The sequence below is a fragment of the Xenorhabdus sp. PR6a genome (assembly GCF_028599065.1).
Taxonomy (GTDB): domain Bacteria; phylum Pseudomonadota; class Gammaproteobacteria; order Enterobacterales; family Enterobacteriaceae; genus Xenorhabdus; species Xenorhabdus doucetiae.
The window spans coordinates 1-15,397 of sequence record NZ_JAQRFJ010000005.1 but is presented as its reverse complement, the minus strand read 5'-3'; the positions used below and the strand labels follow the sequence as shown (position 1 = coordinate 15,397).

Below are 15,397 nucleotides of genomic sequence, written 5' to 3'. Positions count from 1 at the left end.
ACTGACAAATTAGAAATAACTGACAAAATTTGTCATATCTGGGGTTGCGACTTTTGCCGGCGCCCTGAGTTCTGGTGTTCCTAAATAGAGGAATCCAACGATTTTGTCGTTTTCCCCACATCCCAACCCTGCCCTGACAGTGGGATCTTCTGTCCATGAACCTGAACGCCATATACCGCCAAAACCTTGGGCAACGGCGGCCATCTGCATGGCGTGAACGGCACAACCCGCGGCAACGACTTGTTCCCATGCCGGAACTTTTGCATGTTCAACGACTTTAGCAATAACAGTAATAATCATGGGAGCCCGGTAAGGGGCATTTTTCGCTTTCTCTTCAACCTCTTCGCCTAATCCCGCTTCAATAGCGGCTTTTTCAAGGAGCTTGCTGAATTTATCAATGCCTTCTCCCTGCATCACAACAAATTGCCAAGGACGCAAAGCCCCATGATCAGGTGCTCTCATCCCTGCGGCTAAAATATATTGCAACTCATCTCCCTCTGGGGCGGGGGTGGTTAAACGTGAAACTGAACGGCGATTTAACAAAAGTTCCAAGGCATTCATTATTTTCTCCTAAATAAGATAATCTGTCACAAACCAACATTCTCTGTTTATTCGTTAATGAATGAAAGCACATAAACTGTTTTTTCAATCCTTAACTGATTTCTGGCTGACATTTCCAGACGAGCTGATTAGGATAACTCCATTTGATACCCTAGCCCGGAGCCAATATGCGTACTTTATGGAATTTCACGGCAGCATTATTTAAATGGAGTTGGAAACTCCTAAATTTTGTTCGCCAATTTATTTCCAATCTTATTTTTATCCTGTTGACCGTGGTGGTTGTCGCTGGCGTCATCATTTACCAGCAACAATCCAAATCTGACGATAACTATGACGGAGCATTGTATGTTGACCTGTCTGGTATTGTTCTTGATCATGTCGCTGCCCGCAGTCCGTTTGATCAATTCGGAAAAGATCTTTTTAACCCATTCAGTAGTAATAATAGAGAAACTTCCTTGTTTGACGTTGTTGACAGCATTCGTCGCGCAAAAAGTGATCCAAAAATTAAGGGCATGGTATTAAAGCTGAATGAATTCATCGGCGCAGACCTGACTTCCATGAGATATATTGGCAAGGTTATCAACGAATTTAAAGCAACAGGTAAACCTGTTTTTGCCATTGGTGATACCTACAGCCAGTCACAATATTATTTAGCCAGCTATGCCGATAAAATATATCTATCTCCATTAGGTATGGTTGATATCCACGGTTTCTCCACCAACCATTTATACTACAAGTCGTTGTTGGATACGTTGAAAGTCTCCACCCATATTTTTCGTGTCGGCACCTATAAATCAGCCGTTGAACCCATGTTGCGTGACAATATGTCACCCGAAGCGCGTGACGCTGACAGTCTCTGGCTCAACGAACTTTGGAACAATTACTTAAATACCATTGCAGTTAATCGGCATATCCCCGCCGATCAAGTCTTCCCCGGTGCAACAAACTTTGTCGAGAAATTCCGTAAAGCGGGCGGAGATACTTCACTGTATGCATATCAAAATAAACTGGTAGACGCTATTGAGCCACGCAGTGCCGTTGAAAAAATAATGCGGGATAAATTTGGCTGGAATGAAGAACAAAAGCATTTCAATTACATTAGCATCTATGACTACATTGACCAAAAACCCGTCCAAGATACCGACGATAAAGGCAACATTGCCGTCATTGTTGCTGAAGGGGCGATTTTAGAAGGTAAGCAATTACCCGGTATCGTTGGCAGTGACACTCTGGTTGAACAACTGCGTGAAGCGCACCATAATCCCAATATAAAAGCGATTGTATTGCGCGTTAACAGCCCAGGTGGCAGCATCGGCGCATCTGAAATTATTCGTAATGAACTGGCCGCTATCCGCAATGACAAAACAGGAAATGCGAAACCTATCGTCGTTTCAATGGGCGGGGTCACTGCTTCAGGCGGTTACTGGATATCCACCCCGGCTAACTACATTATTGCCGATCCGAATACCTTAACCGGTTCCATTGGTGTTTTCGGTGTGATTCAAACCTTTGAAAAGAGCCTCAATTACCTTGGCGTGAATACCGACGGCGTTTCAACAACCCCACTAGCCGATATCTCCGCAACCAAAGGGATCAACCAGACAGTCTCCGATGTCATACAGCTCTCTATTGAAAATGGTTACAGTAAGTTTATTGGACTGGTTGCCACTGCCCGCAATAAATCTCTGGACGAAATTGATAACATTGCCCAAGGACGTGTTTGGAGTGGCATTGATGCTAAAAAACACGGTTTAGTGGATCAGTTGGGTGATTTTGATGATGCGGTGACAAAAGCGGCTGCATTAGCCGGAGTCAAAAATGCGTCATTGAATTGGATGCAACCTGAGCCTTCATTCTCTGAAAAACTCATGCTGGGACTGACTGCATCAGCACAAGCACTATTGCCAAATACCTTGCAGTCAATGTTGCCGGCGCCACTTGCCGACGTTGCCCAAGATATGAAAAAACAAGCCGTGTTTTATAAGAACATGAACGATCCGCAGAATATCTATACATTCTGTCTGAACTGTGTCGATATCCGTTAAAAACAGATACCCGTTAAAAACCATTGACTGGTTTTCTGACAGTAAGTTTCTGGCAAACTGAAAGCCTGATTTTACCATCAGGCTTTTTTTCTTCCTGATACTCCCTATAATCCAGCTAACTGTTTTTAGTGAGGCGTTATCATGCAGAAGAAATCCATCTATGTTGTTTACACTGGCGGCACAATTGGGATGCAGCACTCCCCCAATGGGTACATTCCCGTTTCCGGTCATTTACAGCAACAACTCGCAAAAATGCCAGAATTTCACCGTCCAGAAATGCCAACATTCACGATCCGTGAACATCAGCCCCTGATTGATTCTTCTGATATGAGTCCTGACGACTGGAGCGTTATCGCAAATGATATCGATCAGAATTACCATGACTATGATGGCTTTGTTATTCTGCACGGTACGGACACCATGGCTTTCACGGCGTCAGCACTCTCTTTCATCTTCGAAAACCTCAATAAACCGATTATTGTGACAGGGTCACAAATTCCGCTGGAAGCACTGCGTTCCGATGGGCAAACTAATCTCCTTAATGCGCTGTATCTCGCAGCAAATTACCCCATCAACGAAGTCAGCCTGTTTTTCAACAATAAATTATTTCGTGGAAACAGAACAATTAAAGCCCATGCAGATGGTTTTGATGCCTTTTCATCCCCTAACTGTTCACCCCTGATGGAAGCCGGAATCAATATCCGCACCTTTAAAACCAATCCCCTGCCTGTCAGCCACGGCGAGTTTGTTGTGAATCCAATCACATCACAACCCATTGGGGTGGTGACCATCTATCCGGGGTTATCCAGTCAAGTGGTAGAAAATATTCTGATGCAGCCCGTTAAGGCATTGATTTTGCTATCATACGGTGTAGGTAATGCGCCTCAACGTGCTGATTTGTTGCAAACATTAAAGAAAGCCACCGAGCGAGGCATTATTGTGGTTAATTTGACGCAATGTATTTCTGGCCGGGTCAACATGGAAGGCTATGCAACAGGTCATTCTCTGGCTGCATCAGGCGTTATCAGTGGTTATGACATGACTTTCGAGGCCGCTTTAACGAAATTGCACTATTTACTGAGCCAAGCTTATACCCCTGAAGAGATCCGCTACTTGATGCAACAAAATCTGCGGGGAGAATTGAGTTATGCGGATGAATAATCAGTGATCTAAACCTGCCTCGCCCTGCTTTCTGCAAGGGCGAGGTTGCAAATTCACCCTCTTTCACTCTTCCGACTGAGGTTTTAATTTCGCGACCATTTCAGACTGAAATATCGCCTTTAACTCCTGTTTGCTTTTTATGGCAATTTGGCCATTTGTACCAATCGTCATATGGTCAGGATCATGATTATTTTTTGCCTGCCAAAGCATCACTGCTTGTAAACTGTACTCCTTCTGCTCTGGCGTGAGGGGAACACCATCCTGCCACTTTCCCAGTTCAACAGCCTGAACTAATCGCTGATAAATTTCAGGCGTCATGGCGGAGAGTAAATCATCCAACTTCATCGAGATTTCCTTAATGGCTTTAATGGCTATATGCGCTATTTGCCTGTATACACGACATGTTTTATTAAAAATAGGCTGAATCGTTTCTTTTTCAACTGTCCAATCCCAAATTCTATCGAGATTATTTAAATTCAAAGTATGCAGGCATAACATTAACCCGCTGTTTCTTCGCCGGTTTCTTTATCAATAAAACACAGTGATGCTGAATTGATACAAAACCGTTCTCCTGTCGGTTTGGGGCCATCAGGGAAAACATGCCCTAAATGTGCCTGACATTGACTACAACGTACCTCTATCCGATGGATATTATGAGAATAATCATCAATATAGGTGATAGAGTCATCACTGATCGGTTGGTAGAAACTCGGCCATCCACACCCTGAATCAAATTTCGTCTCAGAAATAAATAGTGGCTGGCGGCAACACAGGCAATAATAAATACCACTTTTCTTGTTGTGCAGTAGTTTTCCGGAAAATGGCGGCTCAGTCCCTGCTTCTTGTGTAACATGGTGCTGCATTTTACTAAGCTGTTCTATAGAAAGGAAAATATTTTGACTTTTAGTCATAATGACCACCTTTTAAGGCCAATATTTTCAATAAAGAATCATCGAAAACAACAAAAAATTAACAACAAAATGTCAAAATGCATTCTAACCCATTCAACATAGCAATTTACTTTACTAATTGTGATAAGTCTCACATATCTAACCAATGGTAACTTTAAATATCTCCTTATACCCCGATAATGTGGTGCGTAGAGCTTGTTCCAGTTGTATAGCAAGCGTCCAGATGGTGATTGTTAAGTTGATCTTTTTCAATGGTTGACACGATTCCGCTTGACGGCTGGCAAGATTTTGGTAACTTTAGACACAACTTTTAATTCACTAAAAAATAGCTGGTGGAATACTATGACTATCAAAGTAGGTATTAACGGTTTTGGTCGTATCGGCCGTATTGTTTTCCGTGCTGCTCAAGAACGTTCAGACGTTGAAATCGTTGCGATCAATGATCTGTTGGATGCAGAATACATGGCTTACATGCTGAAATACGATTCAACCCACGGCCGCTTCAACGGCACTGTTGAAGTTAAAGACGGTCAACTGGTTGTTAACGGCAAAACCATCCGCGTTACATCTGAAAGAGATCCAGCTAACCTGAAATGGGATGAAGTGGGTGTTGATGTTGTTGCAGAAGCAACGGGTATCTTCCTGACCGACGAAACTGCACGTAAGCACATCGCGGCTGGCGCGAAAAAAGTGGTTCTGACTGGCCCATCCAAAGACAATACGCCAATGTTCGTTATGGGTGTTAACCACAATGCCTATGCAGGCCAGGATATCGTTTCCAACGCATCCTGCACCACTAACTGCCTGGCGCCACTGGCTAAAGTTATCAATGACAAATTCGGCATCGTTGAAGGTCTGATGACTACCGTTCACGCAACAACGGCTACCCAGAAAACGGTTGACGGTCCTTCAGCAAAAGACTGGCGTGGTGGCCGTGGTGCGGCACAGAACATCATCCCATCTTCCACTGGCGCAGCAAAAGCAGTAGGTAAAGTTATCCCAGAACTGAACGGCAAACTGACCGGTATGTCTTTCCGTGTTCCTACGCCTAACGTCTCTGTGGTTGACCTGACTGCACGTCTGGCTAAACCAGCGACTTACGCAGAAATCTGTGACGCAATCAAAGCAGCAGCAGAAGGCGAGCTGAAAGGCATTCTGGGCTATACTGAAGATGACGTGGTTTCCACTGACTTCAACGGCGAAAAACTGACTTCTGTATTTGATGCTAAAGCGGGTATCGCTCTGAACGATAACTTTGTAAAACTGGTTTCTTGGTATGACAACGAAACTGGCTATTCCAACAAAGTTCTGGATCTGATCGCTCACATCTCCAAATAATTGCGCTTTTATCCACGTTCAAAAGCCATCTGTTTACAGATGGCTTTTATATTTATCTATCTAAAATATTGAGCTATTCTTGTCCCTTGGTTCCACTGCCAATTCAAGGTTACATAAGGTCGTGACAGATGCTTGATAAAATTTTCTCATTACCCGTTGTAGAACAGATCTCCCCTTATATCAGCCAGCGAAATATTGATGGTTTTCCGTTAATTGTAGTTTCCCATCCTAAAGCTCGTGGGGTGATCAGTATTCAAGGTGCTCACCTAATTACATGGCAGCCCAATAACGAAAAACCCGTATTATGGGTAAGCGATAACACGCTTTTTAATGCCGGCACGGCCATCCGCGGCGGTATTCCCATCTGTTGGCCTTGGTTTGGTTCGTCCGCAGCGCCCAGTCATGGATTTGCACGGATATTGCCCTGGGAACTCAAAGCGCATAATGAGAATGAAAACGGGGTTATTTTGACGTTCACATTGCAGGATAATGCCTATACCCGTAAGCTATGGCCACATGAATTCACGCTGATTGCCCGCTTTAAATTAGGGGAAACTTGCGAAATAGAATTAGAACCCCACGGTGAATATCAGGCTACTTGCGCCCTTCACTCTTACTTCAATGTCAGTGACATCGATCAAATTCGAGTGAGCGGACTTGGCGCTCATTTTATTGATACCCTCTCCGATAGAGAGCAAGTTATTGATGAAGATTTAGTCTTTCACGGCAGAACCGACCGTATTTATACCGAGCCAGACGATTTTAGCCTGCTCAGAGATCCTTTATGGAAACGAACCATTGAAATACACCACTATCACCATAGTGATGTCGTATGCTGGAACCCCGGCGCTGCACTTTCCAGTAGCATGAAAGATATGAGTAAAAATGGTTATAAGAATATGGCTTGTATCGAAACAGCCCGTATCAATAATCCATTACGGTCTAAGAATGGCATCCCTGACCGACTTTCTGTCATTATCCGCTGCCGTAAGTTTTCAGATAATAGATAAAACAGGCATTTTTTCCAAACCAAGGTAAAAATGCCTGCATGTCTGAATATAGAAAGGATTAAACCACAGTGACAGGAACCCGCTTCGCTAACGCGCACAAAAGTTCATAACCAATGGTTCCGGCCGATTCTGCAACTTCATCTACAGGTAGATTTTCTCCCCATAACTCAACAATACTGCCTACGTTGGCTTCAGGGCATGGCGTTAAATCAACCGTCATCATATCCATTGATATCGCGCCCAATAATCGGGTGCGAATACCACCAACCATAATCGGTGTTCCCGTTGGAGCATGTCGCGGATATCCATCTGCATAACCACAGGCGATTGTACCGACACGCATCGGCTTCGGGGTTGTATAACGACTGCCATAGCCGATCTTTTCTCCTTTGGGAAGTTCATGCACGGCAATCACTTCACTTTGCAATGTCATGGCTGATTTCAACCCAATATCAGCAATATCACGCCACTTTCCACTTGGGGATGCGCCATAAAGAATAATACCCGGCCGTACCCAATCTCTATGTGTTTTCGGATGCCACAACACGGCACCCGAATTCGCCAGGCAATGAGGCAATGAACGCATTTGCAGATGTTCAACAACCGCAAATTGTCCACCAACACCCACTTCATTATCTGAATTAGCAAAATGGGTCATCAAAGTGACTGAATGAATATTTTTAATCCTGCTCGCCATTGAAACTACCTGTGAATACTCTTCTGAGGTGAATCCCAACCGATTCATACCACTATTGAGTTTTAAATAGATATCAATGGGATTATCCAATTTGGCTGTTTCTATCTCATCAAGCTGCCAATGGCTATGTACTGCGGTTGTCAGACGGTACTGATTGATCATCTGCAAATCCGCGGGCTTGAAAAAACCTTCCAATAGCAAGATTGGCCCTTGCCATCCCTGCTCCCTTAAATAAATAGCTTCATTCATATCAAGCAGTGCAAATCCATCTGTCTGAATGAGTGATTGCCATATTCTGTCCAACCCATGCCCATACGCATTCGCTTTGACTACCGACCAAATTTTACTGTTACCCACTCTTTGGCGAATAACCGACAAATTATGGCGGAATGCATCGAGATGGATCGTTGCCAAAATAGGACGTGGCATGACGACCCCTTCTTATCGTTTATTAATTTATGCAGTGTGTAAATGAGGTTTCATTGGAAACACTTTTATATTGAAACCGTCAATATATCTGAATACAGAGAGATCCTCTGCCGCAATATCAGGATTTTTGCCAGAAATTAAATCCGCCAGTAACTTCCCTGAACCACAAGCCATTGTCCATCCCAGTGTTCCATGCCCAGTATTTAAATAAAGATTCGCATACTTCGTTGGCCCCACGATAGGGGTACCATCCGGCGTCATAGGACGCAAACCTGCCCAGAATGACGCCTCCGCGATATTACCCCCATTGTGATAAAGATCCTGAACAACCATTTTTAATGTTTCACAACGATTCTGAGGAACATTCAAATTAAATCCGACGACTTCCGCCATGCCACCAACACGAATACGATTATCAAAACGGGTAATCGCAATCTTGTAAGTTTCATCCAATACAGTTGAAACAGGAGCTTTTGCTTCGTCCACGATTGGCATCGTCAATGAATAACCTTTCATTGGATAAACCGGAATTTTGACTAAATCTTTCAATATCTCCGTGGAATAAGATCCCATCGCTACCACATAGTGATCCGCTGACATCACGCCATCATTACATTGAATACCCGTGATTTTATTTCCATCCACCAAAATCTGTTTAACGTGCTTGTTGAAGATAAACTTCACACCAATATCTTCTGCCATTTTAGCCAGAGTCTTGGTAAAAACCTGACAATCACCCGTTTCATCATTGGGTAATTGCAATCCGCCTGTCAGTTTATGGGAAGTATTGGCGAGCGCAGGCTCTACGGTAGCTAATTGCTCGGCAGTCAATAATCGATAAGGAACGTCTTCTTGCTCCAGCACTTTAATATCATTAGCGGCATTATCAAATTGCTTGGTAGTTCTAAACAATTGCAGGGTTCCCCCCTGACGTCCCTCATATTGGATCCCGGTATCGGCTCTTAATTGTTTAATGCAATCCCGGCTATATTCTGCCAAGCGTACCATTCTGCTTTTATTCATCGCGTAATGGCCTGCATCGCAATTGCGCAGCATTTGCCACATCCAGCGCAACTGGAACAGAGAACCATCAGGATGGACTGCCAAAGGTGCATGACGTTGAAATATCCACTTCATTGCTTTCAGCGGGATACCTGGTGCGCCCCAAGGGGTTGAATATCCTGGTGAGATTTGACCAGCATTAGCGGCACTGGTTTCTTCCGCAGCACTATTCTGGCGATCAATAACGATAACTTCATGGCCTGCCTGCGCAAGATACCATGCACTGGTTACACCAATAACACCGCTGCCTAAAATAAGGACCTTCATTTTACCCCCTACTGATAAGTGATATTGGCAAGCATAATATGCTAAACACAAAAATCCAATACAGAATAATAGACTACAACACAATTAATTAACTTTTAGGATTTAAGTCACATTTCAATTACAAACTACAAGTGATGATTTTCTTCAAAAAATGAACAATATTTATTAAAATAACTAAAAATCAATCAATTAAAATAGATAAAAATTCTATTTACCCCTTTAATTTTCCACCTGCTAAAGAAGTTTTTACGGAAAAAAGAAACATTAAATTCACAAATGCGGAATTTGTATAATTCTGCACAAATAGAAATTTATAGTTTTTTATATAATATCAATCTTGGTTAAATAGGATAATAGTTTAAAAAACTGAATTACACAGTTGGAAGGGAGGTTAATGAGTGATTAGAGGAATACCCCAGAAACATAGATAATCCTGCATCATATAATTGGATATTATATGACCGAACTATGATATAACCACATATCTGGGGTAAATTAAATAAAGTGCAACTGACAGCGGGGTAATCAAAAAACGAAGAGTTTAACTAACCAAGACGTGCTTACGTTAATTCATTTATCTTTCCGCTAATTCATTAAACATAATGCTTTGCATGCTATGCCAGATAGTCCCACTTTCTTTACCATAATTACGCACACAATCCATGATTTTGTCGTAGGATTTTTCCTGACACAGTGAACTTAATTGCTGATAGAAATTCAATGCCAGATTACGCGCTTCAGGACTGGAGAAATAATAACGGCCAACACGGGTATACAACCCTTTCAGCCCGTTAATAATCAAACCATAAATAGGGTTTCCTGACGCAAAAGCCAGACCGCGGAAAATGTCATAGTCCACAGAACTGAAAGATTCAGCCGTATCTTCCACATGTTCTTTTTCTGCCAGAACTTCCAGTGATTTTTCAGGGTTGTTCCTGAATGCAGTACGGATAAAGATGGCGGCAATATTCGTTCGCACGGCCAATAAGTTATCAACCAACTGGGGAACGCGATCATGATCAAGGCGCGCCAACGTTTCCAGAATATTAAGACCGGATGTTTCCCAGAAGTTATTAACTTTGGTTGGCTTTCCATGCTGAATAGTCAACCAACCATCACGGGCAAGGCGCTGCAACACTTCTCGCAAGGTCGTACGGGTGACACCGATCAATTCAGATAATTCACGTTCTGCTGGCAGTATGGAGCCGGGTGGAAAGCGATTATTCCAAATACTTTCAATGATATACTCTTCCGCGAAACTCGCAGGACTTTGAGCCTTAATTACCATAATTTTAATTATTCCAAAGCAGTTTTCTTGGCTAATAATAGCGATTGATCATACCAGAATGTGCTTGTTCGATATAGTTACCCGATAAATAAACCGTGAAAGAGTGAAAGGGCTCATAAAAAATGCCATCATTCGTAGATTAACTATGCGCCAATGCCCTTAAATTGCTATCGCGTTGAGCGTACTATCCCCTATATTCCTATAGGGTTGTTTAGATATATAGTTGCTTGGATTTGTTCCAAGTATTCACAAAGAGGAATGTTAATAATAATGGAAATCAGTATGCAACGTGCAGTGGTGAAAAACTTTCTCGGCAACTCGCCGGATTGGTACAAACTGGCGATCATTGTTTTTCTCATCATCAATCCACTGGTCTATTTCTTTGTCAGCCCCTTTGTTGCTGGCTGGATGCTGGTTGTTGAGTTTATCTTCACACTGGCAATGGCATTAAAATGCTATCCCCTGCAACCCGGTGGATTACTCGCCATTGAAGCCATCATTATCGGGATGACTTCACCCAAACAAGTCGGTCATGAAATTGCCAATAATCTGGAAGTGATTTTATTGCTGATTTTCATGGTTGCGGGCATTTACTTCATGAAACAATTACTGCTGTTTGTTTTCACGAAACTGCTGTTAAGTATCCGCTCCAAGAAAATGCTGGCACTGGCATTTTGTCTGGCCAGTGCTTTTTTATCCGCTTTTCTTGATGCCCTGACCGTCATTGCTGTAGTTATCAGTGTCTCAGTCGGGTTTTACGCTATCTATCACCAGTTTCTTTCCCAAGATGGCAACGCTGAACTGAATGATGATAAGTGCTTTGACAGTGAGGATAAAAGGCAGTCACTGGAACAGTTCCGGGCATTCTTACGCAGCCTGATGATGCATGCAGGAGTTGGCACCGCGCTGGGCGGCGTGATGACAATGGTCGGTGAACCGCAAAACCTGATCATTGCCAAACACGTCGGTTGGGATTTTGTCACATTCTTTATTCGTATGTCTCCGGTCACCCTTCCCGTGTTTATTTGCGGCTTGCTGGTCTGTTTGCTGGTCGAACATTTTAAATTGTTTGGTTACGGCGCTGAATTGCCTGAGCGTGTTCGCTCTGTCCTGAAAGATTATGACCAAAAAGCCAGTGAAAAACGTACCCGCCAAGAAAAAGCCCAACTTGTCGTTCAGGCATTGATCGGCATTTGGCTGATTGTGGCACTGGCTTTTCATCTGGCCGAAGTGGGTCTGATTGGTCTGTCAGTCATTATCTTAACAACGGCCTTCTGTGGGATTACCGAAGAACATGCGCTGGGTAAAGCCTTTGAGGAAGCCTTGCCGTTTACTGCACTGTTAACGGTGTTCTTCTCTGTCGTTGCCGTGATTGTTGACCAACAACTGTTTACGCCATTTATCCAATTTGTCTTGCAGTCTTCACCCGCTTCACAGCTTTCCTTGTTTTACTTGTTCAACGGGTTACTCTCTACGGTTTCTGATAACGTCTTCGTCGGTACGGTTTACATTAACGAAGCGCTGTCCGCCCTGAAAAACGGTTTGATTTCACAACAACAGTATGAATATTTGGCCGTTGCCATTAATACAGGCACGAATTTGCCATCCGTGGCAACGCCTAATGGGCAGGCGGCTTTCCTGTTCCTGCTGACTTCGGCCTTATCTCCGCTGATCCGTCTCTCGTATGGCCGTATGGTCATGATGGCGCTGCCTTATACCATTGTGATGACCTTAGTCGGCCTGTTATGTGTTGAATTTTGGTTGGTGCCTGCGACTGAATATCTGATCAGGCTCGGTTTGATCACGCCACTATAATGGTTCAGTTGATTTTAATTTTATTTTTTTATGGCGGATGACACGGCACAATAAGCCAATTCATTTTGAAAAGATGGGAAGAAAAGAAAATGTTTCAATTTTTAAAACAGAGTTCCCAAGGGCGAGGCGCATGGTTATTGATGGCGTTAACCGCTCTTATCCTGGAAGCGACAGCGCTTTATTTTCAACATGTCATGCAATTACAACCCTGCGTAATGTGCATTTATGAGCGTGTTGCATTACTTGGTATTTTAGGCGCTGCGCTGCTTGGCGCAATTGCCCCTAAAACACCTTTACGCTGGTTAGCGATCCTGCTGTGGATTTACAGCGCATGGCAAGGATTGCAACTGGCATGGGATCACACCATGATGCAGTTATACCCTTCCCCGTTTAATACTTGTGAGTTCTTTGTCCAATTCCCATCTTGGTTACCCTTAAATGATTGGCTACCCTCGGTATTTCAGGCGCTTGGGGATTGTTCAATAAAACAGTGGGAATTTTTAACGTTGGATATGCCGCAATGGCTGATTGGCATTTTTGCCGCTTATCTGTTAGTGGGCATATTAGTGCTGGTGAGCCAGTTTTTTCGGGTTCAGCGTAGATTTTAACGGTAAAACTCCCCTCGCCTGATAGAACGGGCATTGATATTACCCCCAAAGGAGCCGACTAAAGGCTCCTTTAATGCCTTTCCATATTCAGTCTAACTCTTCATCACAATAATAAAATATGCCCTTTTTTATGCGACCTGACTCTCAAATGCCAGCAGGTAATGATTGGCACTACTGTGTGATGGAGATCCCATAATTTGATAGATAAACATGAAGGATATGAATGAAATGCGATCTGCATTACAGATAATAAATCAGGAAAGATGAACAGAAGAATTTCACTGATTTATAGGCTGAAAAAATGGTAGAATTTTTTCGCCCTAAAAAGGGTTTATAAAACAGTTGGATATAATTGGGGTGTTCCCCGTAGGTACGGGGATAAACCGGCAAGATAAGCCACCTCCCCAGACACCCCAGTCGTGTTCCCCGTAGGTACGGGGATAAACCGGCCTGCTGGCCTACGGCAGTGACGCACTGGGGGTGTTCCCCGTAGGTACGGGGATAAACCGAAAAAATGATTACTAAATCCGATAGGGACGGACGTGTTCCCCGTAGGTACGGGGATAAACCGGCTGTACCGGTTAGGAGGGGTATATCCATGTAGTGTTCCCCGTAGGTACGGGGATAAACCGGTCAGCCTGAATGACGCGTTGATTGAATGGGGGTGTTCCCCGTAGGTACGGGGATAAACCGTTTATCAAATATATCTTTAGCTCTAGCGCCCAGTGTTCCCCGTAGGTACGGGGATAAACCGCGTTGTATGAGTCGAATGATATCGCTATTCCGGTGTTCCCCGTAGGTACGGGGATAAACCGTTATTGATGTTTGATCAGTTTATGACGCTGTTGTGTTCCCCGTAGGTACGGGGATAAACCGCTAAAGAAGTATATGACATTCGTAAATCTGAAGTGTTCCCCGTAGGTACGGGGATAAACCGCCCCATTCTGCAACACGCCGAAACCATCGGTAGTGTTCCCCGTAGGTACGGGGATAAACCGCGTCTGGTTGAACGTTATGCGGACTTTGACCAGTGTTCCCCGTAGGTACGGGGATAAACCGCAATCAATATATTGACTGGATGAAGAACGTGCGTGTTCCCCGTAGGTACGGGGATAAACCGCCAGCCGCCGGAGGTGAAACAGGCTCTGGATGGTGTTCCCCGTAGGTACGGGGATAAACCGCGCAAACGGCGTAAAACCACGCCAGCCACACCGTGTTCCCCGTAGGTACGGGGATAAACCGGCGCTCGGCGAAGTGGTGGAGTTATTGCCCCTCGTGTTCCCCGTAGGTACGGGGATAAACCGTTTTTAGGGTTATCCGGTTATTGTGATTTTGTGTGTTCCCCGTAGGTACGGGGATAAACCGGTTGATATGGATGAATTACTGGAAATGCTGCCGTGTTCCCCGTAGGTACGGGGATAAACCGGTAGGACAGATAGTGCTGACGCCCTTCGTTACGTGTTCCCCGTAGGTACGGGGATAAACCGGGGAAAGTGTGGTTAAAATGAAATTTCTTATTGTGTTCCCCGTAGGTACGGGGATAAACCGCGATCTGCTCCAGTAATTATTGTCGAAAAATTGTGTTCCCCGTAGGTACGGGGATAAACCGCTGCTGGCCCCGCGCTGAGGCGGCTGCGGCATGTGTTCCCCGTAGGTACGGGGATAAACCGGTGAGGGGTTCGCCGCAGTGTTATTCTTTTCAGTGTTCCCCGTAGGTACGGGGATAAACCGCATACACGGTGCTTGAGCAAAGCGAAAGTGCCGTGTTCCCCGTAGGTACGGGGATAAACCGCGTTGGAAAAGAAGAATTTCGCTTTATCAATCGTGTTCCCCGTAGGTACGGGGATAAACCGCAATAAAGGAAAACTCCAGCAGGCATACTCAGGTGTTCCCCGTAGGTACGGGGATAAACCGGTTCTAAATCCAAAACAATTCCCATCACTTTAGTGTTCCCCGTAGGTACGGGGATAAACCGCTATTTGCAGGGTTATATCAAAACACAGTGTCGTGTTCCCCGTAGGTACGGGGATAAACCGACCAGCATAATAATTCCAGATTGGATAACGCAGTGTTCCCCGTAGGTACGGGGATAAACCGCTACATTACTTATAACTTACATGAGGAACAACGTGTTCCCCGTAGGTACGGGGATAAACCTATGCCACGGCAATTCAGTGAAATCGCATTGTGCGTGTTCCCCGTAGG

At 44.2% G+C, this 15,397-nt stretch carries 12 protein-coding genes and 1 CRISPR repeat array; of the genes, 6 read left to right on the top strand and 6 right to left on the bottom strand.

The window, feature by feature from the left end; translation table 11 throughout:
* Positions 1–9 precede the first annotated feature (9 nt).
* Complete coding sequence (locus PSI15_RS02465) at positions 10–561, bottom strand: NAD(P)H nitroreductase (protein ID WP_045970955.1); 552 nt, start codon at positions 559–561, stop codon at positions 10–12.
* A 167-nt stretch (positions 562–728) separates the two neighbouring features.
* Here PSI15_RS02465 and sppA point away from each other — a divergent pair, with 167 nt between their 5' ends.
* Both sppA and ansA read left to right on the top strand, forming a co-directional pair.
* Positions 729–2,606, top strand: coding sequence for a signal peptide peptidase SppA (sppA, locus tag PSI15_RS02460; protein ID WP_273582151.1), 1,878 nt, complete (start codon positions 729–731; stop codon positions 2,604–2,606).
* A 141-nt stretch (positions 2,607–2,747) separates the two neighbouring features.
* Positions 2,748–3,767 carry an asparaginase gene (gene ansA / locus PSI15_RS02455; protein WP_273582150.1) on the top strand — a complete coding sequence of 340 codons (1,020 nt, stop codon included), beginning with the start codon at positions 2,748–2,750 and terminating at the stop codon, positions 3,765–3,767.
* 63 nt (positions 3,768–3,830) lie between these two features.
* Here ansA and PSI15_RS02450 read toward each other — a convergent pair whose 3' ends face one another.
* Positions 3,831–4,112, bottom strand: coding sequence for a YeaC family protein (locus tag PSI15_RS02450; RefSeq protein WP_045973489.1), 282 nt, complete (start codon positions 4,110–4,112; stop codon positions 3,831–3,833).
* A gap of 152 nt (positions 4,113–4,264) precedes the next feature.
* A complete protein-coding gene (gene msrB / locus PSI15_RS02445; protein WP_045970961.1) occupies positions 4,265–4,678 on the bottom strand; it encodes a peptide-methionine (R)-S-oxide reductase MsrB in 414 nt (137 codons plus the stop codon).
* Between the two features lie 342 nt (positions 4,679–5,020).
* Here msrB and gapA point away from each other — a divergent pair, with 342 nt between their 5' ends.
* Positions 5,021–6,016: a glyceraldehyde-3-phosphate dehydrogenase gene (gene gapA, locus PSI15_RS02440; protein WP_273582149.1), complete on the top strand. Its 996-nt coding sequence runs from the start codon at positions 5,021–5,023 to the stop codon at positions 6,014–6,016.
* Between the two features lie 128 nt (positions 6,017–6,144).
* Positions 6,145–7,026, top strand: coding sequence for a D-hexose-6-phosphate mutarotase (locus PSI15_RS02435; protein ID WP_273582148.1), 882 nt, complete (start codon positions 6,145–6,147; stop codon positions 7,024–7,026).
* 58 nt (positions 7,027–7,084) lie between these two features.
* Here PSI15_RS02435 and alr read toward each other — a convergent pair whose 3' ends face one another.
* The 3 genes from alr to fadR all read right to left on the bottom strand — a co-directional run bounded on the left by alr (position 7,085) and on the right by fadR (position 10,769).
* Positions 7,085–8,152 (bottom strand): alanine racemase, encoded by a 1,068-nt coding sequence (gene alr / locus PSI15_RS02430; protein ID WP_273582147.1) that lies wholly within the window; start codon positions 8,150–8,152, stop codon positions 7,085–7,087.
* 27 nt (positions 8,153–8,179) lie between these two features.
* Positions 8,180–9,481: a D-amino acid dehydrogenase gene (locus PSI15_RS02425; protein ID WP_273582146.1), complete on the bottom strand. Its 1,302-nt coding sequence runs from the start codon at positions 9,479–9,481 to the stop codon at positions 8,180–8,182.
* Positions 9,482–10,055: 574 nt separating this feature from the next.
* Positions 10,056–10,769, bottom strand: coding sequence for a fatty acid metabolism transcriptional regulator FadR (gene fadR / locus PSI15_RS02420; protein ID WP_273582145.1), 714 nt, complete (start codon positions 10,767–10,769; stop codon positions 10,056–10,058).
* 270 nt (positions 10,770–11,039) lie between these two features.
* Between fadR and nhaB the strand changes: the two genes are divergently transcribed.
* Positions 11,040–12,584, top strand: coding sequence for a sodium/proton antiporter NhaB (gene nhaB / locus PSI15_RS02415; protein WP_273582144.1), 1,545 nt, complete (start codon positions 11,040–11,042; stop codon positions 12,582–12,584).
* 89 nt (positions 12,585–12,673) lie between these two features.
* A complete protein-coding gene (gene dsbB / locus PSI15_RS02410) occupies positions 12,674–13,192 on the top strand; it encodes a disulfide bond formation protein DsbB (RefSeq protein WP_045970973.1) in 519 nt (172 codons plus the stop codon).
* Between the two features lie 357 nt (positions 13,193–13,549).
* Positions 13,550–15,350: direct repeats of the CRISPR family, unit length 29 nt; unit sequence GTGTTCCCCGTAGGTACGGGGATAAACCG.
* Positions 15,351–15,397 lie beyond the last annotated feature (47 nt).